This window comes from Kluyvera sp. STS39-E (genome assembly GCF_040932435.1).
In the GTDB taxonomy this organism is placed as follows: domain Bacteria; phylum Pseudomonadota; class Gammaproteobacteria; order Enterobacterales; family Enterobacteriaceae; genus Kluyvera.
On sequence record NZ_JBFQGA010000004.1, the window covers coordinates 399,562 to 425,411 of the forward strand.

Annotated in this window: 25 protein-coding genes, 6 tRNA genes and 1 pseudogene; 18 read left to right on the plus strand and 14 right to left on the minus strand. The window is 51.4% G+C overall.

Annotated elements, in window-relative coordinates; genetic code table 11:
- The 3 genes from AB4K05_RS11190 to AB4K05_RS11200 form a co-directional block, all read right to left on the minus strand.
- The gene (locus AB4K05_RS11190) at positions 1–2,202 is read right to left on the minus strand and encodes an EAL domain-containing protein (RefSeq protein WP_368480050.1); all 2,202 of its coding nucleotides are present in this window, start codon (positions 2,200–2,202) and stop codon (positions 1–3) included.
- A 186-nt stretch (positions 2,203–2,388) separates the two neighbouring features.
- Positions 2,389–2,464, minus strand: a tRNA-Ala gene (locus AB4K05_RS11195).
- 38 nt (positions 2,465–2,502) lie between these two features.
- A tRNA-Ala gene (locus tag AB4K05_RS11200) sits at positions 2,503–2,578 on the minus strand.
- Positions 2,579–2,794: 216 nt separating this feature from the next.
- Between AB4K05_RS11200 and AB4K05_RS11205 the strand changes: the two genes are divergently transcribed.
- The 3 genes from AB4K05_RS11205 to AB4K05_RS11215 all read left to right on the plus strand — a co-directional run bounded on the left by AB4K05_RS11205 (position 2,795) and on the right by AB4K05_RS11215 (position 4,138).
- The gene (locus AB4K05_RS11205; protein WP_368480051.1) at positions 2,795–3,151 is read left to right on the plus strand and encodes a YfeC-like transcriptional regulator; all 357 of its coding nucleotides are present in this window, start codon (positions 2,795–2,797) and stop codon (positions 3,149–3,151) included.
- 9 nt (positions 3,152–3,160) lie between these two features.
- Complete coding sequence (locus AB4K05_RS11210; RefSeq protein WP_368480159.1) at positions 3,161–3,586, plus strand: YfeC-like transcriptional regulator; 426 nt, start codon at positions 3,161–3,163, stop codon at positions 3,584–3,586.
- Between the two features lie 156 nt (positions 3,587–3,742).
- Positions 3,743–4,138: a YfeC-like transcriptional regulator gene (locus tag AB4K05_RS11215; RefSeq protein ID WP_368480052.1), complete on the plus strand. Its 396-nt coding sequence runs from the start codon at positions 3,743–3,745 to the stop codon at positions 4,136–4,138.
- Between the two features lie 39 nt (positions 4,139–4,177).
- On the opposite strand, the gene gltX is transcribed toward AB4K05_RS11215, so the two are convergent.
- Complete coding sequence (gene gltX, locus AB4K05_RS11220) at positions 4,178–5,593, minus strand: glutamate--tRNA ligase (protein WP_368480053.1); 1,416 nt, start codon at positions 5,591–5,593, stop codon at positions 4,178–4,180.
- Positions 5,594–5,840: 247 nt separating this feature from the next.
- Between gltX and AB4K05_RS11225 the strand changes: the two genes are divergently transcribed.
- The 4 genes from AB4K05_RS11225 to AB4K05_RS11240 all read left to right on the plus strand — a co-directional run bounded on the left by AB4K05_RS11225 (position 5,841) and on the right by AB4K05_RS11240 (position 6,240).
- Positions 5,841–5,916: transfer RNA gene (locus AB4K05_RS11225), tRNA-Val, on the plus strand.
- A gap of 46 nt (positions 5,917–5,962) precedes the next feature.
- A tRNA-Val gene (locus tag AB4K05_RS11230) sits at positions 5,963–6,038 on the plus strand.
- A 46-nt stretch (positions 6,039–6,084) separates the two neighbouring features.
- A tRNA-Val gene (locus AB4K05_RS11235) sits at positions 6,085–6,160 on the plus strand.
- Between the two features lie 4 nt (positions 6,161–6,164).
- Positions 6,165–6,240 (plus strand) — tRNA-Lys (locus tag AB4K05_RS11240).
- A 108-nt stretch (positions 6,241–6,348) separates the two neighbouring features.
- On the opposite strand, the gene AB4K05_RS11245 is transcribed toward AB4K05_RS11240, so the two are convergent.
- The 4 genes and pseudogenes from AB4K05_RS11245 to xapA form a co-directional block, all read right to left on the minus strand.
- Positions 6,349–7,233 (minus strand): LysR family transcriptional regulator, encoded by an 885-nt coding sequence (locus tag AB4K05_RS11245; protein WP_368480160.1) that lies wholly within the window; start codon positions 7,231–7,233, stop codon positions 6,349–6,351.
- A 56-nt stretch (positions 7,234–7,289) separates the two neighbouring features.
- A pseudogene (locus AB4K05_RS11250) lies at positions 7,290–7,439 on the minus strand (XapX domain-containing protein); the annotation flags it as partial.
- Between the two features lie 57 nt (positions 7,440–7,496).
- Complete coding sequence (locus AB4K05_RS11255; RefSeq protein WP_368480054.1) at positions 7,497–8,753, minus strand: nucleoside permease; 1,257 nt, start codon at positions 8,751–8,753, stop codon at positions 7,497–7,499.
- Between the two features lie 56 nt (positions 8,754–8,809).
- Positions 8,810–9,643, minus strand: a complete 834-nt coding sequence (gene xapA, locus AB4K05_RS11260) for a xanthosine phosphorylase (protein WP_368480055.1) — start codon at positions 9,641–9,643, stop codon at positions 8,810–8,812.
- Positions 9,644–9,868: 225 nt separating this feature from the next.
- On the opposite strand from xapA, the gene AB4K05_RS11265 reads away from it, so the two are divergent.
- Positions 9,869–10,633: an outer membrane protein OmpK gene (locus AB4K05_RS11265; RefSeq protein ID WP_368480056.1), complete on the plus strand. Its 765-nt coding sequence runs from the start codon at positions 9,869–9,871 to the stop codon at positions 10,631–10,633.
- 82 nt (positions 10,634–10,715) lie between these two features.
- Positions 10,716–11,057, plus strand: a complete 342-nt coding sequence (locus AB4K05_RS11270) for a FlxA-like family protein (RefSeq protein ID WP_368480057.1) — start codon at positions 10,716–10,718, stop codon at positions 11,055–11,057.
- On the opposite strand, the gene AB4K05_RS11275 is transcribed toward AB4K05_RS11270, so the two are convergent.
- Positions 11,048–11,974 carry a LysR family transcriptional regulator gene (locus AB4K05_RS11275; protein WP_368480058.1) on the minus strand — a complete coding sequence of 309 codons (927 nt, stop codon included), beginning with the start codon at positions 11,972–11,974 and terminating at the stop codon, positions 11,048–11,050. The two genes, AB4K05_RS11270 and AB4K05_RS11275, sit on opposite strands and share 10 nt — an antisense overlap.
- An 89-nt stretch (positions 11,975–12,063) precedes the next feature.
- Between AB4K05_RS11275 and AB4K05_RS11280 the strand changes: the two genes are divergently transcribed.
- On the plus strand, positions 12,064–13,059 hold the full coding sequence (locus tag AB4K05_RS11280) for a bile acid:sodium symporter family protein (RefSeq protein WP_368480059.1): 996 nt from the start codon (positions 12,064–12,066) through the stop codon (positions 13,057–13,059).
- On the opposite strand, the gene AB4K05_RS11285 is transcribed toward AB4K05_RS11280, so the two are convergent.
- The 3 genes from AB4K05_RS11285 to zipA form a co-directional block, all read right to left on the minus strand.
- On the minus strand, positions 13,056–13,268 hold the full coding sequence (locus AB4K05_RS11285; RefSeq protein ID WP_052282371.1) for a DUF3820 family protein: 213 nt from the start codon (positions 13,266–13,268) through the stop codon (positions 13,056–13,058). The genes AB4K05_RS11280 and AB4K05_RS11285 overlap by 4 nt on opposite strands.
- A 1-nt stretch (position 13,269) precedes the next feature.
- Positions 13,270–15,285: an NAD-dependent DNA ligase LigA gene (ligA, locus tag AB4K05_RS11290; RefSeq protein WP_368480060.1), complete on the minus strand. Its 2,016-nt coding sequence runs from the start codon at positions 15,283–15,285 to the stop codon at positions 13,270–13,272.
- A gap of 70 nt (positions 15,286–15,355) precedes the next feature.
- On the minus strand, positions 15,356–16,357 hold the full coding sequence (zipA, locus tag AB4K05_RS11295; RefSeq protein ID WP_368480061.1) for a cell division protein ZipA: 1,002 nt from the start codon (positions 16,355–16,357) through the stop codon (positions 15,356–15,358).
- A gap of 230 nt (positions 16,358–16,587) precedes the next feature.
- On the opposite strand from zipA, the gene cysZ reads away from it, so the two are divergent.
- The 5 genes from cysZ to crr all read left to right on the plus strand — a co-directional run bounded on the left by cysZ (position 16,588) and on the right by crr (position 21,439).
- Complete coding sequence (cysZ, locus tag AB4K05_RS11300; protein ID WP_368480062.1) at positions 16,588–17,349, plus strand: sulfate transporter CysZ; 762 nt, start codon at positions 16,588–16,590, stop codon at positions 17,347–17,349.
- 157 nt (positions 17,350–17,506) lie between these two features.
- Positions 17,507–18,478 (plus strand): cysteine synthase A, encoded by a 972-nt coding sequence (gene cysK, locus AB4K05_RS11305; protein ID WP_368480063.1) that lies wholly within the window; start codon positions 17,507–17,509, stop codon positions 18,476–18,478.
- 380 nt (positions 18,479–18,858) lie between these two features.
- On the plus strand, positions 18,859–19,116 hold the full coding sequence (gene ptsH / locus AB4K05_RS11310) for a phosphocarrier protein Hpr (RefSeq protein WP_002913505.1): 258 nt from the start codon (positions 18,859–18,861) through the stop codon (positions 19,114–19,116).
- Positions 19,117–19,161: 45 nt separating this feature from the next.
- The gene (ptsI, locus tag AB4K05_RS11315) at positions 19,162–20,889 is read left to right on the plus strand and encodes a phosphoenolpyruvate-protein phosphotransferase PtsI (RefSeq protein WP_368480064.1); all 1,728 of its coding nucleotides are present in this window, start codon (positions 19,162–19,164) and stop codon (positions 20,887–20,889) included.
- Between the two features lie 40 nt (positions 20,890–20,929).
- The gene (gene crr, locus AB4K05_RS11320) at positions 20,930–21,439 is read left to right on the plus strand and encodes a PTS glucose transporter subunit IIA (protein WP_052282364.1); all 510 of its coding nucleotides are present in this window, start codon (positions 20,930–20,932) and stop codon (positions 21,437–21,439) included.
- Between the two features lie 106 nt (positions 21,440–21,545).
- On the opposite strand, the gene pdxK is transcribed toward crr, so the two are convergent.
- Positions 21,546–22,412, minus strand: a complete 867-nt coding sequence (pdxK, locus tag AB4K05_RS11325; protein ID WP_368480065.1) for a pyridoxine/pyridoxal/pyridoxamine kinase — start codon at positions 22,410–22,412, stop codon at positions 21,546–21,548.
- An 84-nt stretch (positions 22,413–22,496) separates the two neighbouring features.
- Here pdxK and ptsJ point away from each other — a divergent pair, with 84 nt between their 5' ends.
- From ptsJ to AB4K05_RS11340, 3 genes are read left to right on the plus strand one after another with little or no spacing between them, the layout of a single operon-like run.
- Entirely contained in the window at positions 22,497–23,792 is a 1,296-nt protein-coding gene (gene ptsJ / locus AB4K05_RS11330; protein ID WP_368480066.1) for a transcriptional regulator PtsJ, read from the plus strand.
- Positions 23,793–23,805: 13 nt separating this feature from the next.
- Entirely contained in the window at positions 23,806–24,510 is a 705-nt protein-coding gene (locus tag AB4K05_RS11335) for a type 1 glutamine amidotransferase (RefSeq protein ID WP_368480067.1), read from the plus strand.
- Positions 24,511–24,528: 18 nt separating this feature from the next.
- On the plus strand, positions 24,529–24,930 hold the full coding sequence (locus AB4K05_RS11340; protein WP_368480068.1) for an SgcJ/EcaC family oxidoreductase: 402 nt from the start codon (positions 24,529–24,531) through the stop codon (positions 24,928–24,930).
- Here AB4K05_RS11340 and cysM read toward each other — a convergent pair.
- Positions 24,927–25,838, minus strand: coding sequence for a cysteine synthase CysM (cysM, locus tag AB4K05_RS11345; RefSeq protein WP_368480069.1), 912 nt, complete (start codon positions 25,836–25,838; stop codon positions 24,927–24,929). The two genes, AB4K05_RS11340 and cysM, sit on opposite strands and share 4 nt — an antisense overlap.
- Positions 25,839–25,850 lie beyond the last annotated feature (12 nt).

The following is a 25,850-nucleotide window of genomic DNA, read 5'->3' on the forward strand; positions in this document are numbered from 1 at the left end:
TTACAGGTCTTTTTTCTTGTTCTCAAGCTGCCACAGCGGACGAGGCTTATCGATAAGATAGCCCTGCATGTAATGCACTCCCAGGCTTTCCAATAGCTCTAGCTGCTCCTGTGTTTCCACAAACTCCGCAACCACCACCAGATTACGCACCTTCGCCAGCTCGCAGATAGAGCGAATGATCATCGCATCCATTGGGTCAGTCAGGACATCGCGGACAAAGCAGCCGTCGATTTTGATAATATCCGCTTCTAGGCGCTTGAGGCGTTCATAGTTGGCATAGCCAGTACCAAAGTCATCAATCGCAATCCGAAAGCCAAATTGACGTAGCTGTTGAATGTTGGTGACGCTGACATCGGAATTTGAAAACGCCTGCTCTTCGGTAATCTCAATAATGATGCGTTCAACGTCTACGTGGTAACGACGTAATAGCGCAATAATTTCGGCGGCACTGCCTTTTTGCATCAACGTATACGGCATGAGATTCACCGAGAAACTTTTCCCGGAAAGCTCATCCAGTGAACTAAATAGATACTCCAACACCTGCATATCAAAGCGTTTACTGAGGTTAAATTGCGCCAGCACGGGGATGAATTTATCCGGCATCACGATGCCATGTGAATCGACCAGACGGCTTAGGATCTCGTAGTAACCTTCACCGGACGGTTTTCTAATCGGCTGGGCATACAGCACAAAACCGCCCCAATCCAACGCATTTTTGACCCGGTTGAGCATAACAACCCGCTCACTGCTCTGGTCGAACGCTTCAACATGCCCGTTATTGAGCTTAAGGATGGGGTTCCCCTCACCGGCCTGCTCTGCAAGCCAGCTAAGTTGGCCCAGCATATGATGGAGATTGCTATCCCGGGCGCGTAACCGTCCCCAGGAAATACCATATTCGAGGTTGAGTACCGTATTATTCCAGCGGATCTCTTTGCTGCTTAGATAATCGAGTAGGTGATTCAACCGCGCTTCGGTGTCCGGGCCGTTAAGGACCAGCAGCAGCTCGCTACCCGGCAGTTGGAACAGTTTCTCTTCGTTGCACAGTATTGGCCTTAGCACCTGCGTAATGCTGCGCTTGCACTGCACGCGCATCATCATGCCGTAGTGGCGGCTTAAGAAGTCCAGATTCCGGATATACAGGCAGCAGACGCTTATCAACTCCGCACGCGGCTGCGACATATACTCTTCCAGCGCACGAAGGTTTGGCAGGCCGGTTATCGGGTCTTGCATAGCCTGCGCCTGCCACATCGCCTTCAGTCGTTGGCTGCGGTGGTAAACCTGCAACAGATAGAGCAAGCACACGGTGAAGGAGATAAGCGATGAGAGGATAAAGGCCAGCGAATACTGAGTCTGAATACCGTGGAGGAAGTTCTTGTTGTACATCACCAACAGGAAGGCCGATACCGTCCACGCCAAAATGACCATTGGGTAGGCCAACTGGCTGATGCCAAAAGAGAAAAAGATAAATATTGCCGGAACCAGATAACCCGCAAAATAATAGTCGCCGAACGGTGCGCACAAAAATACCAGCATGCTTACCAGACTGATAATCCAGCAGGTAATAAAAACACGGTTTCTGAAATCAGTGTAACAAGCGATATTCCGTCGCCAGAATGTTTTGGCATACCTTGGGTTTAGGCACATTCTGAATGGATAATAGAAAAGTTTCGTAAAAATCAGTGAAGCACAAACGAGGCCTTGAATATCAACAATACTATAAATAGCCGACGTTATATTAAAATAGCTGTACATTAACTCCGGAATATCAATAATTTCACCGGTAACATACATCAGAATTTTACCCAAAACCGGCGTGACAAAACCCAACAAAAAAACATTTAACCATATGTTTTTTATAGGAATTCCGTGTCGCCATCGACGTCCAAGCACCAAGCGTAAAATAAAGCAAGAGATGCAGACAGCTGCGAGCTGACAGAATAGTAATGTTAATGAATAAAAGGGTGATAAATGTAATTGCCAATAGTTAGTAACGGTAAAACCAATGGCTAAAGGCGCGATAGCATGGCGACCAAAAAGCATAATCAGCGCAATCATTACAGCGAGTGGGAGCCAGGCCAGATATACCGAATGTCCATCATAAAAAGCTGTTGGTGAGATATATCTTGAAATAGGAATGGCTATCAGGCTCATTATCAGAGCCAAGCAGAATTTCCTTATTGAGGTACTGCGAATCACCGTCATGCGTATCTGCCGATATCCTTTATCGTACGTAATTTGACTCTATGAATATTATGGTCGTGCATATATTGAAGCAAGTGTAAGAGATAAAATTCTGATCTACACAGGCCTTTTAAACACTAACTGTTGTTTTTTTAGTCATGTCAGGCATAAAAAAAACCCCCGCCTAACGGCGAGGGTTTCATAATTTGGTGGAGCTAAGCGGGATCGAACCGCTGACCTCTTGCATGCCATGCAAGCGCTCTCCCAGCTGAGCTATAGCCCCGAGTGCATTTACGTTCCAAACCTGATGGGAGCAGGATTTGGTGGAGCTAAGCGGGATCGAACCGCTGACCTCTTGCATGCCATGCAAGCGCTCTCCCAGCTGAGCTATAGCCCCAACGTAAAGCTGTCGTGTTGACGGGCGGCATAATATGAATTCCCTTGCGCAGTGTCAACGGCAAAATACGTTAATGGACGCTAATCGATGAAAAAGCAGGCAAACACGAGAGATTACGGCCCCGCTCGCAAACAGGAGTTATGTGTGTCACGTTTTCCTATAAAACGATGATATAACATGAACCTGTAATTCCCACACTGCGAGTCAGGAAATTGTATGCTCAAGGAACGAATGACACCGGAGGAGCTTGCGCAGCTCACGGGGTATAGCCGACAAACTATCAATAAATGGGTGCGTAAAGAAGGTTGGACAACCTCCCCTCGTCCCGGCGTTCAGGGAGGTAAGGCCCGTCTGGTGCATGTAAACGATCAGGTCATGGCCTTTATCCATAGCGCCCAGCGCGTCTGTGAAACCAATGCCTCCTATGCCACAAACTCTCACGACAACACCTTCCACACGCTGCTGCTCACACTGGTCGACGAGATGACGGAAAGCGAGCAGAAGCAATTAACCTCCTTGCTATTGCGAGAAGGTATCAGCGGGTTGTTACAGCGTTTAGAGATCCGAGGCTGAGCCTTCGTGATGAAGAAACTTCCTGCAAAAATGACAACTGAAGAGTTGGCTTGCCGTTTAAGCATAACTCGGCAGACCGTCAATCGCTGGATCCGCGAGCAAGGTTGGCAAACAGAGCCTATCCCGGGAGTTAAAGGCGGTCGGGCTCGGATCATGTATATCACTCAGGAAGTGCGAGATTATCTTGCCAACATCGCCGCTCTGCGCGATACCGCCATCGAAAATCAACTGGATGAACCGGCCTGTAGCTATAGCGCGCAGGAATCTGAAGTGGTTTGGCGACAGATTACCTCCGTTCTACAAAATATGACCCCGGAAGAGCAGAAACGGTTACAGGTTTTGCTGTCACGCGAAGGAATATGCGGGTTCTTAACGCGACTTGGGCTCAACGATAAAGAAACTTTAAACCGGAACTTGTTGTTTGTTCATGTCTGAAAATCGCCCTACGGCTATCACGCTTTTTCATAAAACGATGATATAAAATGAACCAGTAATTCAAGCACCGCCACTTAGGAAAGCGCAGGTCATGGAACAGACGTCAGAAATCACAAGAAGCGACAGCGCAAAGGTGCGTTCAGGTAGGCATTGCTCATGATTAAATTCCCCGCAAAATTATCGACAGAAGAACTCGCTGAGCGCCTTCGCGTTACGCCGCAAACGGTGAATCGCTGGATCAAAAAATTGGGTTGGCGTACTGAACCGATACCCGGTGTGAAAGGGGGTCGCGCACGCGTCATTTTTATGACGCCGGACGTTGTGGAATATATTGCTAACACGCCAGCCGTGCTTGATGTCACCACCGTTAATCAGATTGACGAACCCGCTCGTACCTACAGCACCAATGAAGCGGATCGCCTATGGCAACAAAATGCCGACATCCTGCAAAATCTGCTGCCTATTGAACAACAACGGCTAAACGCCCTACTCAAACGCGAAGGCATTGTCGGATTCATCTCGCGGCTTGGCCTTAGCGACAAACAGGCATAAAAAAAGCGGGTTTCCCCGCTTTTATAACGTAACTTTTGATTACTGCTGGCTTTCACGCTCAGCGATAAAGCCCAGAGCTTTATTAATACGCTCAATGCTGCGGGATTTGCCAATCGCATGAACGGTCACGTCGAGACCTGGTGATTGGCCGGCACCGGTAACCGCAACACGCAGCGGCATTCCAACTTTACCCATACCCACTTCCAGCTCATCGGCGGTCGACTGAATCGCGTGATGCACGTTTTCTGCCGTCCACTCGCTGATGGCGGCAATTTTGTCGCGGACCACTTCTAGCGGCTGACGAGCAACCGGACGCAGGTGTTTCTTCGCCGCATCGGCATCGAACTCAGCAAAATCTTCGTAGAAGTAGCGGCAGCTCTGCGCCATCTCTTTCAGCGTTTTGCAGCGTTCGCCCAGCAGGGTCACCAGCTCGGACAGCTGCGGGCCGACGCGAGTATCAATATTTTCCTGCTCAATGTGCCACTGCAGGTGCGTTGCCACATACTCTGGCGCCAGGGAGTTAATGTAGTGATGGTTCAGCCACTGCAGTTTTTCGGTATTGAACGCACTTGCGGATTTGCTGACCGCGCCGAGAGAGAATAACTTGATCATCTCTTCGCGCGTAAAGATCTCCTGATCGCCGCTGGACCAACCCAGACGCACCAGATAGTTCAGCAGCGCTTCCGGCAGGTAGCCGTCATCGCGATACTGCATCACGCTGACCGCACCGTGACGTTTGGACAGTTTTTTACCGTCGTCACCGTTGATCATGGAAACGTGCGCATAGACCGGCACCGGCGCATTCAGCGCTTTCAGAATGTTGATCTGACGCGGTGTGTTGTTGATATGGTCTTCGCCACGAATAACGTGGGTGATTTCCATATCCCAGTCGTCAACAACCACACAGAAGTTGTAGGTTGGAGAACCGTCGGTACGACGAATGATCAGGTCATCCAGCTCTTGGTTGCTGAATTCAATTGGCCCACGGATCTGGTCGTCAAAAATAACGGAGCCGTCCTGCGGGTTAGCAAAACGCACCACGCACGGTTCATTATCCGCATGATGCTCGTGACCGTGACGGCAACGACCGTCATAACGTGGTTTTTCACCCTTCGCCATTTGCTCTTCACGCAGGGCTTCTAGACGCTCTTTGGAGCAGTAGCATTTATATGCAGTGCCCGCTTCCAGCATTTCATCAATGACCGCATTGTAACGATCAAAACGCTTGGTCTGATAATACGGGCCTTCATCCCACTCCAGGTTCAGCCAGTTCATGCCATCCATGATGGCTTCAATGGCTTCCGGCGTTGAGCGCTCGAGATCGGTGTCTTCAATACGCAGCACAAACTCACCGTCGTGGTTACGTGCAAAAAGCCAGGAATAAAGAGCAGTACGAGCACCGCCGACGTGCAGATAGCCAGTCGGGCTAGGCGCGAAGCGAGTTTTGATTTTCATGAAATGGCCTTACGTTTATAAACATGCCGACAACCGGCAAATCCTGGAAATACAAGTGGGCAATATTCTATCACTCCCACTCGGTTGTTCCCACCGCCAGCGCATGCTTTGCTGATTTTGCTTAGAATTCATACATCATAGGATGTTTTGCGGTCGCTTTGTTTAATTTTACGACGAACGAACAATTTCTTTAGAAAATGCGTTGACTCATTTTCAACTCTCCCTATAATGCGACTCCACACAGCGGGGGTGATTAGCTCAGCTGGGAGAGCACCTCCCTTACAAGGAGGGGGTCGGCGGTTCGATCCCGTCATCACCCACCAACTACTTTATGTAGTCTCCGCCGTGTAGAGTAAGAAATTGAGAAGTGGGTGATTAGCTCAGCTGGGAGAGCACCTCCCTTACAAGGAGGGGGTCGGCGGTTCGATCCCGTCATCACCCACCACTTTCTCGCCAGCTGGATTTCTTGCAAAAATGTGAAGTACCGAAGTGGGTGATTAGCTCAGCTGGGAGAGCACCTCCCTTACAAGGAGGGGGTCGGCGGTTCGATCCCGTCATCACCCACCACTTCGGGGCGTTAGCTCAGTTGGTAGAGCAGTTGACTTTTAATCAATTGGTCGCAGGTTCGAATCCTGCACGCCCCACCAAATTTAGAAAAAAGCGCCTTCAGGCGCTTTTTTTGCTATCTGACGTTTAGATATCTTTCTCCTAGCACCCTTCTCCTAAACCCTTTTCTGCATCAGATTTCCCGTTTGTTATTGAATGAGCGTTTCCACGAGCTTTATCAGCGCGGGCGTAGCCTGCTGGTGTTCATAGACAATATAGAGATCTGCCGGGATCCGCACCGCCAGCGGGCGGAACACCACGCCAGGCCAGTTCATCTGCGCGTAACTATCTGCCATTAAGGTAATACCAATCCCCATACTGATCATCGCCAGCACCGTTTGCGGCTCCACCACTTCACGCACAATCATCGGCGTAAAACCGGCTTGCTGACAGATAATCTGCAAAAATGCCCAATCCGAATGTACTGACGGTAGCGTAACGAAGTACTCGTTACGTAACGCATCCAAAGGAACCCGGTCACAGGCAGCTAGCGGATGTTCTTCCGGCATGGCCACAAGGAAGGCCGCTTCGTGTAGGCGTAAGCTTGTGAAATGCTCAGGCACGAAAGTCGCCATTCTCCAGATCCCTGCATCCAACTCTCGCCTTTCCAGTAGCGCCATTTGCAGACCTGGTGACTTTTCACGGAACATCACTTCAACGTTAGGGTTTTCTTTTATGAATCGATGCATTACCGGTCGCATACGCCCCCACATGGCCGTTCCTACCACGCCCAGTTCAATACGCCCTGCTTCGCCCCGGCCAATTTTCTCGACCCTCGCCAGCGCCTGGTTAGTGCTGGCAATTAAGCGTCTCGCCTCTTCCATCAGTACTTTCCCGGCATGTGTCAGGGCGACGCTACGGGAATGTCGGACAAACAACAACGTACCAAGCTGCTGTTCAAGCTCTTTGATATGAATACTCAGTGGAGGCTGAGACATGTTCAGGCGGGCTGCGGCGCGGCCGAAATGCAGTTCTTCCGCTACCGCAACAAAATAGCGTAATAATTTAAGATCGATACGATGATCACGTCCCATCACTATTACGCCTCGTATAAAAATAAGACGATCAACTTATCATGGAACGACTGGCAAAGATATTTCATCGCCAGATAACAAAAACACATAAACATTATTGATAAAACACCGGGCAATATATATGGGTCGAAAATGGGTAAACGGCACAACGTGAAGATAGCACCAATACCAAAGCCAATTTCTGAAGACATCACAATGTCTTTCACAGCCATTCCTTATAATGTAAATCTACTGACGACTACGTTCCGTCAGCGATAAGATCATTAATGCGCCGCCGATGCTAAAACCGTCTTTTCCGGTTCATGTTTATATTTAAAGAAGATGGCAAAAACCACCGCTAACGCCAGTGCATAAGCCGCGAAGACCAACCAGATAGTTTGCCAGTCTTTTACGCCATCTATCGAAAAATAATCCACGGCCAAGCCGCTGAGTAACGAACCAATCCATGCTCCAACACCATTAACCATTGTCATAAATAGCCCTTGGGCGCTGGCACGAATGTTGGCACTCACTTCCTGTTCGACGAATACCGAACCTGAAATGTTGAAGAAATCGAATGCACAACCATAAACAATCATCGACATCAGTAACATAGTGAAACCAAACGGTGACGGATCGCCAAAAGCAAAAAAGACAAATCGCAGAGTCCAAGCCACCATGCTCATCAGCATGACGGTTTTAATCCCAAAACGTTTAAGAAAGAACGGGATAGTCAGAATAAAGCCCACTTCCGCCATCTGAGAAACAGAAAGCAGGATGGAAGGATACCTCACGACAAAACTATCGACATATTCGGGATTCCGCGCAAAGTCATGTAGGAACGGGTTACCGAATACGTTGGTGATTTGCAGCACCGCTCCAAGCATCATGGCAAATAAAAAGAACAGCGCCATCCGTGGATTCTTAAACAATACAAATGCATCCAGCCCGAGCTTGCTGACAAGGGTGGTTGCCACTTTCTTCTCGGCGACCGGGATTTTAGGCAGGGTTAAAGCATACAGTGCTAACAGCACTGAGGCGCCCGAAGCGATATAGAGTTGGACGCTACTTAATTCAAGATGCAGCAGACTCACCGCCCACATAGCGGCAATAAAGCCCAGCGTACCGTACACGCGAATGGGTGGAAAACTGGTGACCGGATCGCGTCCCGCCTGTGCTAGGCAGGAATACGACACGCTATTCGACAGCGCAATCGTCGGCATAAATGCCATCGCGTTAATCAGCATCACCCAAAACATGGTGCTTGAATCGGTAACTGAGGCGGCATAAAACAGCACGACCGCACAGACCAGATGGCAAAGCAAATAGGCTCGTTCTGCGCGCAGCCACTTATCGGCAATAATCCCCATAATTCCGGGCATAATAATCGCGGCGAGGCCCTTAGAACTGTAAACCATGCCAACATCCGCACCGGTAAAATGTAGCGTATTGATCATGTAGGAGCCAAGAGTCACCAGCCAGCTTCCCCAGATGAAATACTGTAAAAACGACATGATTTTTAAACGGGATGTGATATCCATTATCATTTCCTTGTCGTGAAATAGGCTCTGATTTGAGAGCCGTATCATTAGGGAAGTCAGGCGAGTTTGCGCAGAAAGCCGCAGATGAGATTGATAAAGTTCTGCCGGGAAAGCTCGGCCGCCGCCAAGGTTTGCGTATGCGACAATTTCACATCGCTAAGCCCTTCAGCCATATTGGTAATGGCAGAAACGGCGACCACCTTCAAACCACAGTGGCGCGCGGTAATCACTTCAGGAACCACGGACATACCGACAACATCACCGCCGATAATTTGCATCATGCGAATTTCAGCCGCCGTTTCAAAGTTTGGCCCCGGATAGGAGACAAACACCCCCTCACTCAGCGGGAAGCCCTCTTCCTTAGCGACGCTTTGCAACACCGCGCGATAGTCAGCGTCATAAGCGTTAGCCAGCGAGAAGAAGCGCTCGCCGAAACGCTCATCGTTTGGCCCAACCATCGGCGTACTCGGCATAGTATTGATATGATCTTTTAGCGCCACCAGCTCTCCGGTCCCCACTTCCGGACGCAGTGATCCCGCCGCGTTAGTGCAGAATAACAGCTCACAGCCTAACTGCTTGAAGGTACGAATGGCATCGGTCATGACGCTCATCCCGCGCCCTTCATAGAAATGCCCCCGCCCCTTCATACAGGCCACTGGCACCCCCGCCAGCGTCCCTAGCACCAGCTCTCCAGCGTGGCCGTGTACGGTACTTACGGGAAAACCAGGAAGGTTTTCATAGGAAATAGCGACAGCATCTTCAATTTGTTCAGCCAACGCCCCCAGCCCGGATCCAAGAATAAAAGCCACCCGAGGTGTAAAATCCGGTTTATAGCCATGAATAATATCAACGCAGTACAGTGGATTATCTGAAAAATGAGCAGTAGTCATAACGTTCCTTAAACAGTGTGAAATAATCAGATTAATGACTGTTTATAACGATATTTATCTGTCGCAGACCAATACTCTTTATTGCCACCATCAATAGGCTCTCTATATCAATTGATACCTATAGTTTTCAACTATTAATCTATCGCCAATACGGTATTGGTAAAGAATCCAAATACACCATAAAAATAGGCAGGTTTTATTATTTCTTAAAAACGGAAATTAACGATGAAAAATAAAAGAATAACGCTTGCTCTTACCTCTGCGCTCTTGCTCCCTACCATGTCTCATGCTGAATTTAAAAGCGGCTTTGCTGATATCGGGCTTCATTATCTCGACTGGTCAGGGAGAACAACTGAAAAATCCAGTAATAAAACACACAAAGATGATTTTGGTTATCTGGAACTTGAAGGTGGCGCCAATTTTAGCTGGGGCGAGATGTACGGCTTCTTTGATTGGGAAAATTTTTATAACGGCCGTCACGATAAACCAGGCAGTGAGCAACGCTTTACGTTTAAAAATACCAACCGGATTTACCTCGGCGACACGGGGCTAAATTTATACCTGCACGCCTACGGTACCTATGGCTCACCCAACCGCGTGAATTTCCATGATGATACGTTCCTCTACGGCCTAGGCTATAACTTTGCTGGCAACGGCTACTGGTTTAAGCCATTTATCGCCAAACGCTATACCGACCAAACCTACTATACCGGTGATAACGGCTACATTGCCGGATGGGTCGCTGGTTACAGCTTTATGTTAGGGCAGGAAAAATTCACCTTAACAAACTGGAATGAATACGAATTCGATAGAGACGCCAGCTACGCCGCCGGAAATGGCGGTAAAGAGGGGCTTAACGGTGCCGTGGCGGTTTGGTGGAATGCAACAGCCCATCTAACAACTGGCATTCAGTACCGCTACGCTGACGATAAGCTCGGCGAAAGCTGGTATCAAGATGCAATAATCTACTCGATCAAATTCAACTTCTGACCGCATATTGATGGGAAGCAACCCTCAAGCTTCCCGCCTCCCAGCCGATAGTGTTTATATTTCTTCTGATAAGGCAGAAACCATGACCACCATCAGCACCACCTCCATCGCTTCGCTGCAAACCACGACCAGCAGTGCGACGCCGAGCGGTAACGACATACCTGCGCAAATAGCGCGCATTACGCAACAAATCATCAAGCTGACCCAGCAGTTCAAAGAGATTGCTGACGGTAGCGGCAGCAACGAAGAAAAACAGAAAAAAGCAGAGCTGATCCAGCAGCAGATCGCCATGCTGGAATCCCAGCTGGCGCAGCTACAGAACAAACAAGCGGAAGAAGCCCAGCAGAAGCAGGAAACGTCGGCCGCCGTCGCCACTGGTATCAATCGCCCCAGCGACGAGAATCAGGTAGATATTTACATCTGATAGAGCGGATTTTGCTGGCGGTCATCCATCAGAGATTGTCCCTGCTCACGCGCCACATCCCACAACGCTTGCGCGGCGGTGGAAAGCGAACGCTTTTTACGTCTCGCCAGCATCAACTGCCGCTCGACGCCCGGGGTCAGTCTCTTCACCACCAGCGGGCTGCCTTCCGGCAGCGGCAGCGCCAATGCCGGAATAATGCTAATGCCAATACCTGCGGTGACCATCGGGAACAACGTCGCCGGATGACCGATTTCCTGCACAATATCCGCCTCAATCTGATGGAGACGAAGTGCCGCATCAATCAGCATACGGCTACCGGAGGCATAGTCCTGCAATACCAGCTTCGCTCCCTGTAGTGCCTGCCAGTCGACGTCGGATAACTCTGCAAACGAATGGTCGTTTCTGCACAGTAAAAAGAACGGCTCCGACAGTACGGTCTCACACTGCAAATCACTCACCACACCAGGGTCAATGACAATGCCAAAATCCACGTCGCCTTGACGAATACTTTCGAGCACCCACTGTTGAGGACGGTCGTGCAGTACAAAGCGGATATCTGGATAGCGCTGGTTACTCTCGGCAATGCATTGGGGGATCAGGTGTGCCGAAATAGTCTGGCTTGCCGCTACCCTCACCGTTCCACTCATTTTCTGACCAATACGTCCCGCCTCGCGCAGCGTGCTATGCAACTCATCAAGCTGGCGTTCGAGCCGCTGCGCGAGCTGCTGACCGGCCTCGGTTAACACCACTTCACGAGTGGTACGATCCAGCAAACGTACGCCCGTTTGATTCTCCAGTTCCTTAACGCTGTGGCTAACCGCCGACTGGCTAAGGCCTATAATCTCCCCCGCCCGGCTAAAGCTTTTCGCCTGCGCCACCGTGACAAACACCTTTAACTGCCGTAGCGAATAATTCATCTATTTAATTCATCAATGGATGCAATAAATCAATTTTATTTCTCAACAATAAAAAAGCAAAATGTTTGCATCGATTTTCAGGAGCTTTTATGAAACTTTTCCGTATTCTGGATCCGTTTACGCTGACCCTTATCGCCGTCGTCCTGCTGGCTACCTTCTTCCCAGCACAGGGGGATTTCGTTCCCTTTTTTGAAAACTTAACCACCGCCGCCATCGCGCTGCTGTTCTTTATGCACGGCGCCAAGCTGTCGCGTGAATCCATCATCGCCGGGGGAAGTCACTGGCGGCTACATCTTTGGGTAATGTGCAGCACCTTCGTGGTCTTCCCGGTACTCGGTGTACTCTTTGCCTGGTGGGCGCCGATTAACGTCGATCCGCAGCTGTACGCTGGTTTTCTGTATTTGTGCATTCTGCCTGCTACCGTGCAATCTGCCATTGCTTTCACCTCACTTGCCGGTGGTAACGTTGCCGCTGCCGTGTGTTCCGCATCGGCTTCCAGTCTGTTGGGGATTTTCCTATCGCCACTGCTGGTCGGCCTAGTGATGAACGTCCACGGCGCAGGCGGTAGCTTGGAGCAAGTAGGCAAAATCATGCTGCAACTGCTGCTGCCGTTTGTGCTCGGCCATCTTTCCCGTCCGTGGACAGCGGCGTTTGTGGCGAAACATAAAAAATGGATCGCCAAAACTGACCAAACCTCCATTTTACTGGTGGTTTACTCAGCCTTCAGCGAAGCGGTGGTTAACGGGATCTGGCACAAGGTGGGTATCGGTTCACTGTTGTTTATCGTGGTGGTGAGCATCGTTCTGCTGGCGTTAGTTATCCTCATTAACACCGTGGTGGCTCGTCGGCTGGGCTTCAATAAAGCGGATGAGATTACGATTGTCTTCTGCGGGTCAAAAAAGAGTCTGGCCAATGGTATTCCCATGGCTAACATTCTCTTCCCAACGTCAGTACTGGGGATGATGGTACTGCCGCTGATGATCTTCCATCAGATCCAGTTGATGACCTGCGCGGTACTGGCGCGTCGCTACAAAGCGCAGGCGGAAAAACTGCAGGCCCAGGAACAGGCCCGCGTAGGAAACTAGCGCTTCAGGGGCTGAACCAGTTGGCTCAGCCCTTCGGTTTTAATCAGCAGCGTCAGTTGCATCAGTTCGCCAAGATGCCCGGCGGGAAACTCATCCTTACGGGCAAACCACAGCAAATACTCTTCAGGCACATCAATCAGACGCCGCCCTTTATATTTGCCAAACGGCATTTCGGTGTTCGCTATCTCAATGAGCTGCTCTTTATCCACCTTAAACTCCTAACAGGCGCAGCATTTCGGCTTCATCGATCACCTCAATACCCAGTTCCTGCGCTTTCACAAGCTTGGAACCCGCCGCTTCACCGGCAATCACGAGGTCCGTTTTCTTCGACACGCTGCCGGCCACTTTCGCCCCCAATTCAACCAGCCGCGCTTTCGCATCGTCACGGGACATCTGGCTCAGACTGCCGGTGAGAACCACGGTTTTCCCAGCGAATGGGCTGTCGATCTCTTCGGCGTTGATTACCACCGGCGCAGGCCAGTTCAGCCCCTCTTTGAGCAATTGCTGAATGACTTCACGATTACTCTCTTCGGCAAAGAAGTTAAACACATGGTTTGCCACGACTACGCCAACGTCAGGCACTTTTTGCAGTTCATCAATAGACGCCGCTTCCAGCGCTTCCAGTGAACCAAAGTAGGCAGCCAACCCCGCAGCAGTAGCCTCACCGACCTCGCGAATGCCTAAAGCGTAGAGGAAGCGGGCAAAGGTGGTATTTTTGGCTTTTTCCAGCGCATTCACCACGTTCTGTGCCGATTTTGGTCCCATACGATCAAGACCGGTGAGTTTGCCCGCCGTCAGGGTAAACAGATCCGCTGGCGTATGGACGTACTCTTTCTCAACCAGCTGGTCGATGATTTTATCGCCCATGCCGTCAACGTCGAGCGCACGGCGAGAAACAAAGTGTTTGAGCGCTTCTTTGCGCTGCGCACCGCAAATTAACCCGCCGGTGCAACGCGCTACGGCTTCGCCTTCGACGCGCTCGACATCTGAATTACATACCGGACAATGCGTTGGGAACACAACCTCCTGCGTATCATCCGGGCGCTCTGACAGCACCACGTTAACCACCTGCGGGATCACATCGCCCGCGCGTCGGATCACCACTTTGTCGCCAATACGCAGGCCCAGACGTTCGATTTCATCGGCGTTGTGCAGCGTCGCATTGCTGACCAGCACACCCGCAACCTGAACCGGCTCAAGACGCGCTACCGGCGTAATTGCTCCGGTACGTCCAACCTGAAATTCCACGTCGCGAACAAAGGTCATTTGCTCTTGAGCCGGGAATTTAAACGCCACCGCCCAGCGCGGCGCACGCGCCACGAAGCCGAGCTGTTCTTGTAAATCCAGCGAATTGACCTTAATGACCACACCGTCAATATCAAAACCCAGCGTTGGTCGGTCAGCTTCAACTTGATGATAGTAAGCGAGTACTTCCTCCGGCGAATCACACAGCTTCACGCGGTCGCTAACCGGCAAGCCCCACTCTTTAAATTGCAGCAAACGCCCCAGATGCGTATCCGGCAGCTCGCCGCCTTCCAGAACGCCTACGCCGTAGCAGAAGAAAGTAAGCGGTCGCTTCGCGGTAATACGCGGGTCAAGCTGACGCAGCGAACCGGCGGCGGCATTACGTGGGTTAGCAAACACTTTGTTGCCAGTGCGACGGGCCTCTTCGTTGAGCTTTTCAAACCCCGGCTGCGGCATAAAGACTTCGCCACGCACTTCTAAACGCGCTGGAATATTGTCACCGCGTAGCTTCAGCGGAATGGCGCGAATGGTGCGCACGTTGGAGGTAATATCTTCACCGGTCGTCCCGTCGCCGCGCGTCGCCGCGCTCACCAGCACGCCGTTCTCGTACAAAATGCTGACCGCCAGGCCATCTAACTTCAGCTCGCAGCACCAGGTCAGTTTATCGGTGCTTTTCAGACGGTCTTGGACGCGTTTATTGAAAGCGAGGAAGCTCTCTTCATCAAACACGTTATCCAGCGACAGCATGGGCACTTCATGACGGATCTGGCTGAACGCCGCCAGCGGCTGTGCGCCAACGCGCTGCGTAGGCGAGTCGGAGGTGACAAGCTCAGGATGCTGCGCTTCCAGTTCGCGCAGTTCGCGCATCAGGCGGTCGTATTCAGCGTCGGGCAGCTCTGGCGTATCTAAAACGTGGTACAGATATTCATGATGGCGAAGCGTCGCTCGCAGTTCATTCAGTTGTTGTTCTATTGGTTGCATATCACACCATCAATGATAAAAAACCCCCGACAGGCGGGGGTTCAGGAAAGATTGGAATAACGCGGACCTATCAGGCGTTGGCGTCGATAACTTCGCGGATACGATCCTGATATTCACGCATCTTTTGCGGGGTCATCATACGGCGCTGATCGTCAAGCACCACGCCGCCCACTTCATCGGCAATATACTGCGCAGATTGCAGCATCAGCTTGAAGTTTTGCAGTTCGTCACCATAGGCCGGAACCTGCATGAAGATGGTCACGCCTGGCGTTTGCATCTCGCTCATGTTTTCCGGATCAAAGGTCCCAGGCTTCAGCATATTGGCCAGGCTAAATAGCGCAGGGCCGCTGCCGTCCGGACTGAGATGACGATGGAAAATATTCATGTCGCCGAATTTGAAACCAGCCTGTTGAATGCTGTTTAGCAGTACCTCGCCATTAATGTGCGAGCCCTGGTGCGCGGAGACGTTCATCACGATAACCGTCTCTTTACGCTCTTTCACAGGCGGCACCGGTTCTGGCGCTGGCGCTTCAACCGGCGTAGGCGCTGGCTGCGGTGCTGACTGCACCACCGGCTTTTCTACCGGAGCAACGGGCTGAGGAGGCACTGGCGTGTGCTGCACAGGCTGCGACTCAACCACCGGCTGACGTACAGGCTGCTGTATCGGCGGCTGAGGTGGAACTGGCGCATGCTGTACCGGCTGCTGCACCGGATGATGCGGCTGTTGTACCGGCGGCTGTACCTGCGGTTCTTGCGGACGCACAGGCTGGGGCGCCTGACGCTCGTAAGGCGGCTGGTACTGGTGTTGAGGCGAACGAGGCGCGTCCTGCTCCCCAGCAACCCCAGGGGCGTGATTGACCTTGTGGACACGAACTTCACCCACGCCTTCAACATTGTCATCAAAGTCATCTTCCGACTCATCGTCGGCATTACGAGACTTCATACGTTTTATTGGGCGATCGCGAAACATCGAAGAACGTTCTTTACGGCTCGTCCAAAAACCATGAACCAGTAAAGCGAGTATGGCGATCGCGCCAACAATGATTAATATCAGACGCAAATCCTGCATCATTATATTCTCTGTTGTTCTAACACCTTGCCACCACGGCAAACATTTACTTACTAAGAGTATTTGCCCATCACGTCAAGTGCAAGTGCACTTGAGGCTTTCACCGCATAAAGATGAATTAAATCGTGCTTTTTGCTGTTTTTTCGAACATTTCCTAACTAGCCATTGTCGAACAAGCCGATAAAATATAGCGATGTTTTTAATGCAGTCACATAAAGGAGCACCACCTGACCATGGTTTCAACGCCCACCCCTGCCGCACGAAGCGGCCTCTATTATTTCTCTCAGGGCTGGAAACTGATCGGCTTGCCGGGCATCCGCCGTTTCGTCATTTTACCGCTGTTGGTCAATATTGTTCTGATGGGCGGCGCCTTCTGGTGGCTGTTCAGTAAACTAGGAAGCTGGATCCCTTCATTAATGAGCCGCGTCCCCGACTGGCTGCAGTGGCTGAGCTACCTACTCTGGCCAGTCGTCGTTCTATCCATTTTACTGGTCTTCGGTTACTTCTTTTCCACCCTCGCCAACTGGATTGCCGCACCGTTTAACGGTTTGCTGGCCGAACAACTCGAGGCACGTTTAACCGGCGCGATGCCGCCTGATACCGGCATTACGGGCATCCTGAAAGACCTGCCGCGCATCATGAAGCGCGAGTGGCAAAAGCTTGCTTGGTATCTTCCCCGCGCCGTAGTCCTCCTGCTGCTGTACTTTATACCGGGCATCGGTCAAACAGTGGCACCGGTATTGTGGTTCTTATTCAGCGCGTGGATGCTGGCAATTCAGTACTGTGACTATCCGTTCGATAACCATAAGGTGCCATTCAAAACCATGCGCGAAGCGCTGCGCACCCGCAAGGTCACCAATATGCAGTTTGGTGCGTTGGCAAGCCTGTTCACTCTGATCCCGGTACTTAATCTGGTGATCATTCCGGTGGCTATCTGCGGCGCGACGGCGATGTGGGTGGATTGCTATCGCGATAAGCATGGCATGTGGAAGTAACCTCTAAACAAGGCAGTGGCTTATGCCCTGCCTTATTCCATCCAGCTCACCATTATTTCCCTTCAGTATATAGATATGCGAAATCCTTACTTCCGCAGAATCTTTAAGCAGGTATGCTGGTCCAGTACCCCAAATTTCATACAGTTAAGGACAGGCCATGAGTAAGATTTTTGAAGATAACTCCCTGACTATCGGTCATACGCCGCTGGTACGACTGAACCGCATCGGTAACGGGCGCATCCTGGCGAAGGTTGAATCACGTAACCCAAGCTTCAGCGTCAAATGCCGTATCGGTGCCAATATGATTTGGGATGCCGAAAAACGTGGCGTACTGAAACCTGGCGTTGAATTGGTTGAGCCAACCAGCGGCAATACCGGTATCGCTCTGGCCTACGTTGCCGCCGCTCGCGGTTACAAACTGACGCTGACCATGCCGGAAACCATGAGCATCGAACGCCGCAAGCTGCTGAAAGCGCTGGGCGCGAATCTGGTGTTGACCGAAGGCGCGAAAGGCATGAAAGGTGCCATTCAAAAAGCGGAAGAGATTGTCGCCAGCAATCCAGAAAAATTCCTGTTGCTGCAGCAGTTCAGCAATCCGGCGAACCCGGAAATCCACGAAAAAACCACAGGCCCAGAAATCTGGGAAGATACAGACGGTCAGGTTGATGTATTTATCGCTGGTGTCGGCACCGGTGGTACACTGACCGGCGTTACGCGCTATATTAAAGGCACAAAAGGTAAAACGGATCTGATTTCCGTCGCCGTTGAGCCAACCGATTCCCCGGTTATTGCCCAAGCGCTGGCAGGCGAAGAGATAAAGCCAGGCCCACATAAGATTCAGGGAATCGGCGCAGGTTTCATCCCAGGTAACCTCGATCTGAAGCTGATTGATAAAGTGGTCGCCATCACCAACGAAGAAGCCATCTCCACGGCGCGCCGTCTGATGGAAGAAGAAGGTATCTTAGCGGGCATTTCATCTGGTGCGGCTGTTGCTGCAGCGTTAAAACTTCAGGAAGATGAATCCTTTACCAATAAGAATATTGTGGTTATCCTACCTTCTTCGGGTGAGCGCTATTTGAGCACAGCATTGTTCGCGGATCTCTTCACTGAGAAGGAACTGCAACAGTAATGCCAGCACGTTAAAATCGTGTGAAAAAGCACCCTTTCGGGTGCTTTTTTGTGGCATACATCAAACTTTTACCCCCCCTAGCATTGATTCACCTCCGTAGGTCTGGTATTTAACCATCATATTTATTTTGAGCCGCGAAATTATTCATTACAGCTTTTCCTGTGCTGAATCGATTTTATGATTTGGTTCAAATCTTGCTTTCACGGCATAATGTTTAATGATAAGCGAAACGTCAAAGGCCAGAAGCGTCTGCGTCGGGTGTTTGTCTCGATGGTAGTGCTGATTAGTGGGCGTCGCTTGATGAGTAATACAGGCTAAAGTGTAGCCACCAGGCTAGACTTTAGTTCCACAACACTAAACCTATAAGTTGGGGAAATACAATGTTCCAGCAAGAAGTTACCATTACCGCTCCGAACGGTCTGCATACCCGCCCTGCTGCTCAGTTTGTTAAAGAAGCTAAAGGCTTCACTTCAGAGATCACTGTGACTTCCAACGGCAAAAGCGCGAGCGCAAAAAGCCTGTTCAAACTGCAAACTCTGGGTCTGACTCAGGGTACCGTTGTCACCCTGTCCGCAGAAGGTGAAGATGAGCAGAAGGCAGTTGAACATCTGGTTAAACTGATGGCTGAACTCGAGTAAGTTCAAAGAGTTCTTTTCAATATCAGTCACAAGTAAGGTAGGGTTATGATTTCAGGCATTTTAGCATCCCCGGGTATCGCTTTCGGCAAAGCACTGCTGCTGAAAGAAGATGAGATTGTTATCGACCGGAAGAAAATTTCTGCCGATAAGGTTGAGCAGGAAATTGAACGTTTTCTGAGCGGTCGTTCTAAAGCGTCCGCGCAGCTGGAAACTATCAAGACCAAAGCTGGCGAAACTTTTGGTGAAGAAAAAGAAGCCATCTTCGAAGGGCACATCATGCTGCTTGAAGATGAGGAGCTGGAGCAGGAAATCATAGCCCTGATTAAAGATAAGCACATGACGGCTGACGCAGCTGCACATGAAATTATCGAAGGTCAGGCGACTGCCCTAGAAGAACTGGATGATGAATACCTGAAAGAGCGTGCGGCTGACGTACGTGACATCGGTAAGCGCCTGCTGCGCAACATCCTGGGTCTGGCGATTATTGACCTGAGCGCGATTCAGGACGAAGTTATCCTGGTTGCCGCTGACCTGACGCCGTCTGAAACCGCACAGCTGAACCTGAAGAAGGTGCTGGGCTTTATCACTGACGTCGGTGGCCGTACTTCCCACACATCCATCATGGCCCGTTCTCTTGAACTGCCAGCGATCGTGGGTACCGGTAGCGTCACCACTCAGGTGAAAAATGGCGACTATCTGATTCTGGATGCCGTAAACAATCTGGTTTACGTCAACCCAAACAACGAACAAATCGAAGAGCTGCGTGCCGTACAAGAGCAGGTTGCCTCTGAGAAAGCTGAACTGGCGAAACTGAAAGATCTGCCGGCAATCACCCTTGATGGCCACCAGGTTGAAGTTTGTGCGAACATCGGTACCGTGCGTGATATCGACGGTGCTGAGCGTAACGGTGCGGAAGGCGTTGGTCTGTACCGTACTGAATTCCTGTTCATGGACCGCGATGCGCTGCCAACTGAAGAAGAACAGTTTGCTGCTTATAAAGCCGTTGCTGAAGCCTGTGGCTCGCAAGCGGTTATCGTCCGTACCATGGACATCGGTGGCGACAAAGAGCTGCCGTACATGAACTTCCCGAAAGAAGAGAACCCGTTCCTGGGCTGGCGTGCCGTGCGTATCGCAATGGATCGTAAAGAGATCCTGCGTGACCAGGTGCGCGCAATCCTGCGTGCCTCTGCTTTCGGTAAACTGCGCATTATGTTCCCAATGATCATCTCCGTTGAAGAAGTGCGTGCACTGAAGAAAGAGATTGAGATCTACAAACAGGAACTGCGTGACGAAGGTAAAGCATTTGACGAAACAATCGAAGTTGGCGTGATGGTGGAAACACCGGCTGCGGCGACAATTGCTCGTCATTTAGCCAAAGAAGTTGATTTCTTTAGTATCGGCACCAATGATTTAACGCAGTATACTCTGGCAGTTGACCGTGGTAATGATATGATCTCGCATCTTTACCAACCTATGTCGCCATCCGTTCTGACGCTGATTAAGCAAGTTATTGATGCTTCTCATGCTGAAGGAAAATGGACCGGCATGTGTGGTGAGCTTGCAGGCGACGAACGTGCTACACTTCTGTTGCTGGGGATGGGTCTGGACGAATTCTCTATGAGCTCCATTTCTATCCCGCGCATTAAGAAGATTATCCGTAACACGAACTTCGAAGATGCGAAGGTATTAGCAGAGCAAGCTCTTGCTCAACCAACAACGGACGAGTTATTAGCTCTGGTTAACAAGTTCATTGAAGAAAAAACAATCTGCTAATCCACGAGATGCGGCCCAAATTACTGCTTAGGAGAAGATCATGGGTTTGTTCGATAAACTGAAATCTCTGGTTTCTGATGACAAAAAAGACACAGGAACAATTGAGATTATTGCACCGCTCTCTGGCGAAATCGTCAACATCGAAGACGTGCCGGATGTAGTGTTTGCTGAGAAGATCGTGGGCGATGGCATTGCCATCAAACCGACTGGCAACAAAATGGTTGCGCCGGTTGACGGCACCATCGGTAAAATTTTTGAAACCAACCACGCTTTCTCTATCGAATCCGATAGCGGCATCGAACTGTTCGTTCACTTCGGTATCGATACCGTTGAACTGAAAGGCGAAGGTTTTAAACGTATTGCGGAAGAAGGCCAGCGCGTTAAAGTTGGCGATACCGTAATCGAGTTCGATCTGGCCCTGCTGGAAGAGAAAGCCAAGTCTACCCTGACTCCGGTTGTTATCTCCAACATGGACGAGATCAAAGAGCTGACCAAGCTTTCCGGTAGCGTAACCGTAGGTGAAACTCCGGTTATCCGCATCAAGAAGTAATTCTTGCTGCATAGAGAAATGGCGCCGATGGGCGCCATTTTTTTTACTGCAATCGTGCAAAGCGGTACCTGATACCACTTCATCTATCATGCCTGCCGCAGGGTCTTCATACGGTTTCTTGCGGCGGGAGAATCAGCTCGTCACAACCGCATTTTTGCGTCCAGCGCATCACCGCCAACACTCGCTCCGCCGCATCGCGCGCCGCGTCAGACAGCGTTTTTTGCTGCACAATCCCGCTAATCAGCTCAGCACAGAATAGATCGCCAGTGCCTTTTAAGTCCGTTTGCAGTCGAGGATGATCAATCACCGCCGTCGACTCCGCAGTAACAACAACTACCGTAATATTATCAGCCGTTTGCGCCGGCGCACTGGTAATCACCACCCATCTGAGCGTATCAGACAGCAGCGACTGCGCGGCGGAAATAGCCTCATTTAGTGTGTCACACGGTTTGCCGCTCAGCATTTCCAGTTCGAATACGTTTGGCGTTAGCCCCTGCGCCAGAGGCAGCAAATGCGTCCGGTAAGCTTCCGGAATTTCTGCTTTCACATACATCCCGCTGTCGACATCGCCAATCACCGGGTCGACCAGAATGCAGATATCCGGATGGGAAACCTGTACCGTCTTCAGCCACTGCGCCAACAGCGCAATCTGTTCGGCGCTGCCCATATAACCAGTAGTGACAGCTTTCAGCTCTCGCAGCGCATCGCGTTCGTTCAGCGCTTTTAGATAACCGCCAAACCATTCGCCAGGAATAATGCCGCCATAATAGGTTTCGTAGTGCGGCGTATTGCTGAACAACACCGTCGGCACCGCGGTGACCCGCAGGCCGTGGGCTTTAATTGCCGGAACGGCGATACTGTTGCCAACGCTGCCGTAGACAACCAGCGACTGCACGGCGACGATGTCCGTCTGTAGCGCGCGGTGCTTATCATTAAAGAGCACCGACTGTATTTCATCACTCTCCTGCCCCATCACCTTCTCCTCTGACTCTAGACAGCGGGCTCACGCCTCACTATTATCGTCACATGCTAAAATTCATTTTGTCATAGGTCAATAATGATCGCCGGAAAAAGCGCCAACGAAATCTTTGACAGCATCCGCCAGCATATCACCAGCGGGAAACTAGCGAAGGGGGAGACGCTGCCATCAGTCCGCGAACTGGCAGCGCTGCTTGGCGTCAACCGAAATACCGTGGCTTCAGCCTACAAACGTCTGGTGATCAGCGGGCTGGCGCAAAGCCTTGGGCGCAACGGTACGGTGGTTAAAGAGGCACTGCGGCCCGTCGCGCTAGAGGGTGGCTGTCCCCACACGCCCCTTGCCGATCTTTCCAGCGGTAACCCGGCGGCCGATAGGCTCCCTGATCTCAATCACTATTTGTCTCATATTAACCGTACGCCGCGACTGTACGGTGACGCCCCGGTATCGCCATCTCTGCAACACTGGGCTCGTGACTGGATGCAGGAAGCCATGCCCGCCGCCGGTGAAATCGACCTAACCAGTGGGGCCATTGATGCCATAGAGCGCCTGCTGTGCGCCCACCTGCTGCCCGGCGACAGCGTAGCGGTAGAAGACCCGTGTTTCTTAAGCAGCATCAGCATGCTGCGCTATAGCGGTTTTAATGCCAGTTCGGTAACCATTGATAGCGAAGGCATGCAGCCTGAAATGTTGGAACAGGCGCTTAGCAAAGGTGCCCGCGCTGTGATCCTGACCCCACGAGCGCACAATCCAACCGGATATAGCCTAAGCGAGGCGCGCGCCGCTGCGCTACGTCAAGTTATTAGCCGTTATCCGCAGGTTTTGGTCATTGTCGACGACCACTTCGCCCTGCTTTCCTCCCAAACGTGGTATCCGGTAATCCCCCCACAAACGCTGCATTGGGCGGTGGTACGTTCGATGTCTAAAACGCTAGGCCCAGATATACGGCTGGCATTCGTTGCCAGCGATAGCGCAACTTCAGCGAAGCTGCGCCTGCGCCTCAACTCCGGCAGCCAGTGGGTGAGCCATTTGCTTCAGGATCTGGCCTACGCTTGTTTAACCGATGAAAACTATCAGCAAGCGCTAGCCCAAACTCGACGGTTTTACGCCAGCCAACAGCAGCAGATGGCACAGGCGCTACATACACAGGGCGTTGACGCGGTCATTCCCGGGGACGGCCTTAATCTGTGGCTGCCTCTGACAACAGCCAGCCACACCACGGCCTTCGCGCTCGCTAAATTGGGCTGGCTGGTGCGTGAAGGCGAAGCGTTTGGCGTTAGTGAGGCCGCACACGGTTTGCGGATCACGCTTTCAACGCTCAACGACACCGATATCACTCAGCTCGCCGCTGATATCAAGCGAGCGCTTAACCCATAGCAGGAGAACACGCGTGCGAGTCCATTTTGTTATTCATGAGTCTTTTGAATCCGCTGGCGCCTATCAAATATGGGCGCAAATGCGCGGCCATGATGTCACCAGCACTTGTATCTACAACAGTGAATGCCTGCCGGACAACGCCGACGGCTTCGATATGCTGGTGGTTTTTGGCGGCCCACAGTCGCCACGTACTACCCTTGCCGAGTGTGCTTATTTCGACTCAAAAGCCGAGCAGCAGCTGATTAACCGGGCGATTACCGCTGGGCGCATTGTGGTGGGTATTTGCCTTGGTTCACAGCTCATAGGCGAAGCGCTGGGTGCGGAAGTATGCCAAAGCCCGGAAAAGGAGATTGGCCACTATCCTATTACCCTGACCGATGCCGGCGCGCAGCACCCACTGTTTGAACACTTTGGCTCACCGCTAACCGTTGGCCACTGGCATAACGATATGCCGGGACTGACTCCCCAAGCCGTAGTTCTCGCCTCCAGCGCCGGATGCCCACGCCAAATTGTGCAGTACAGTGATAAGGTCTACGGTTTTCAGTGTCATATGGAATTCACCGCCGATGCGGTTGAAGGACTTATCCAGCACTCGGAACAAGAGTTGGCGGAGGCCAAAGGCAAACCCTTTATTCGCTCGGTCGATGAAATGCGGGCTTTCGATTACCAGCAAATGAATGAGAAACTGTGGTTCTTTCTCGATAAGCTATCCCGGTAATCCACTCAAGGAAACTCCATGTCAAACACATCCTTAAAAGACGTTATCGAAGCCTGTGACCGTGCCATCACGCAGGAGGATTACGCTACGCTGATGGAATACTATGCCGATGACGCTACTTTGGTGGTGAAGCCAGGGATGCTGGTTAGCGGTAAAGAGGCCATCCGCAAAGCGTTTATCGCCATCGCGGACTATTTTCAACATCGGCTAGTGGTGACTCAGGGACGGATGGAAATTATCGAAGGCGGCGACAATGCGCTGGTGATTATGGAAACTCGGTTAGATATTCCACAGGCCGATGGCGGAACCACGCAGGTCACCCGCCGTGCAACCTATGTGTTTAGCAGGCAATCGGGACGCTGGCTGTGTACCGTAGATAACTCCTACGGTACCGACCTGTTGGATTGCGCGGAGGATTAAATCCCCGCGCCTTGGCTAAAGTGCTCTTCGCCAAAAACACCGGTGGAAAGGTAGCGATCGCCGCGATCGCAGATGATCGCCACCACTACCGCCCCGGGGTTTTGTTCGGCAATGCGTCGTGCACCAGCAACCGCGCCGCCGGAGCTGACGCCGCAGAAGATGCCTTCTTTCACTGCCAGTGCGCGCATGGTGTTTTCCGCATCATTCTGGTGAATGTCCAGAACGCTATCAACCAACTGAGCGTTAAAAATCCCCGGCATGTATTCCGCAGGCCAGCGGCGGATGCCTGGGATGCTGCTACCTTCTTCCGGCTGTAGCCCAACGATAGTCACCGTTTTTTGCTGCTCACGCAGAAAGCGTGATACGCCGGTGATGGTGCCGGTGGTACCCATGCTCGAGACAAAATGAGTGATACGACCGTCCGTCTGCTGCCAGATTTCCGGGCCTGTCGTCTTGTAATGTGCGTACGGGTTGTCTGGGTTATTGAACTGGTCCAACAGCGTACCTTCGCCGCGCTGAGCCATTTCCAGCGCTAAGTCACGCGCCCCTTCCATGCCCTGTTCTTTGGTCACTAGAATTAGTTCGGCACCGTAGGCACGCATGGCGGCACGACGCTCTTGGCTCATGTTATCCGGCATTAGCAGCTTCATTCGATAGCCTTTCAGCGCTGCAATCATCGCCAGCGCAATACCGGTGTTACCGCTGGTCGCTTCTATCAGCACATCGCCTGGCTTAATTTCACCACGCTTTTCTGCCTCAACAATCATCGACAGCGCGGCGCGGTCTTTCACCGAACCCGCCGGATTATTGCCTTCCAGTTTGACCCAAATTTCGCTGCCGTTATCCGGCCCCAGACGCTGTAATTTTACCAACGGCGTATTGCCGATAGTTTGTTCTAATGTATTCACTTCTGCTATCCA

What these genes read in the sequence shown, in the direction of transcription:
- AB4K05_RS11245 (WP_368480160.1), bottom strand. Translation starts at nt 7,233, where the DNA reads ATGGGACGTGATCATCGTATCGATCTTAAATTATTACGCTATTTTGTT.
- xapA (WP_368480055.1), bottom strand. Translation starts at nt 9,643, where the DNA reads ATGACTACTGCTCATTTTTCAGATAATCCACTGTACTGCGTTGATATT.
- AB4K05_RS11205 (WP_368480051.1), top strand. Translation starts at nt 2,795, where the DNA reads ATGCTCAAGGAACGAATGACACCGGAGGAGCTTGCGCAGCTCACGGGG.
- ptsH (WP_002913505.1), top strand. Translation starts at nt 18,859, where the DNA reads ATGTTCCAGCAAGAAGTTACCATTACCGCTCCGAACGGTCTGCATACC.
- zipA (WP_368480061.1), bottom strand. Translation starts at nt 16,357, where the DNA reads ATGATGCAGGATTTGCGTCTGATATTAATCATTGTTGGCGCGATCGCC.
- pdxK (WP_368480065.1), bottom strand. Translation starts at nt 22,412, where the DNA reads ATGGGGCAGGAGAGTGATGAAATACAGTCGGTGCTCTTTAATGATAAG.
- AB4K05_RS11265 (WP_368480056.1), top strand. Translation starts at nt 9,869, where the DNA reads ATGAAAAATAAAAGAATAACGCTTGCTCTTACCTCTGCGCTCTTGCTC.
- crr (WP_052282364.1), top strand. Translation starts at nt 20,930, where the DNA reads ATGGGTTTGTTCGATAAACTGAAATCTCTGGTTTCTGATGACAAAAAA.
- ptsI (WP_368480064.1), top strand. Translation starts at nt 19,162, where the DNA reads ATGATTTCAGGCATTTTAGCATCCCCGGGTATCGCTTTCGGCAAAGCA.
- ligA (WP_368480060.1), bottom strand. Translation starts at nt 15,285, where the DNA reads ATGCAACCAATAGAACAACAACTGAATGAACTGCGAGCGACGCTTCGC.
- AB4K05_RS11340 (WP_368480068.1), top strand. Translation starts at nt 24,529, where the DNA reads ATGTCAAACACATCCTTAAAAGACGTTATCGAAGCCTGTGACCGTGCC.
- AB4K05_RS11190 (WP_368480050.1), bottom strand. Translation starts at nt 2,202, where the DNA reads ATGACGGTGATTCGCAGTACCTCAATAAGGAAATTCTGCTTGGCTCTG.
- AB4K05_RS11270 (WP_368480057.1), top strand. Translation starts at nt 10,716, where the DNA reads ATGACCACCATCAGCACCACCTCCATCGCTTCGCTGCAAACCACGACC.
- cysZ (WP_368480062.1), top strand. Translation starts at nt 16,588, where the DNA reads ATGGTTTCAACGCCCACCCCTGCCGCACGAAGCGGCCTCTATTATTTC.
- ptsJ (WP_368480066.1), top strand. Translation starts at nt 22,497, where the DNA reads ATGATCGCCGGAAAAAGCGCCAACGAAATCTTTGACAGCATCCGCCAG.
- AB4K05_RS11210 (WP_368480159.1), top strand. Translation starts at nt 3,161, where the DNA reads ATGAAGAAACTTCCTGCAAAAATGACAACTGAAGAGTTGGCTTGCCGT.
- AB4K05_RS11215 (WP_368480052.1), top strand. Translation starts at nt 3,743, where the DNA reads ATGATTAAATTCCCCGCAAAATTATCGACAGAAGAACTCGCTGAGCGC.
- gltX (WP_368480053.1), bottom strand. Translation starts at nt 5,593, where the DNA reads ATGAAAATCAAAACTCGCTTCGCGCCTAGCCCGACTGGCTATCTGCAC.
- AB4K05_RS11280 (WP_368480059.1), top strand. Translation starts at nt 12,064, where the DNA reads ATGAAACTTTTCCGTATTCTGGATCCGTTTACGCTGACCCTTATCGCC.
- cysK (WP_368480063.1), top strand. Translation starts at nt 17,507, where the DNA reads ATGAGTAAGATTTTTGAAGATAACTCCCTGACTATCGGTCATACGCCG.
- AB4K05_RS11275 (WP_368480058.1), bottom strand. Translation starts at nt 11,974, where the DNA reads ATGAATTATTCGCTACGGCAGTTAAAGGTGTTTGTCACGGTGGCGCAG.
- AB4K05_RS11255 (WP_368480054.1), bottom strand. Translation starts at nt 8,753, where the DNA reads ATGGATATCACATCCCGTTTAAAAATCATGTCGTTTTTACAGTATTTC.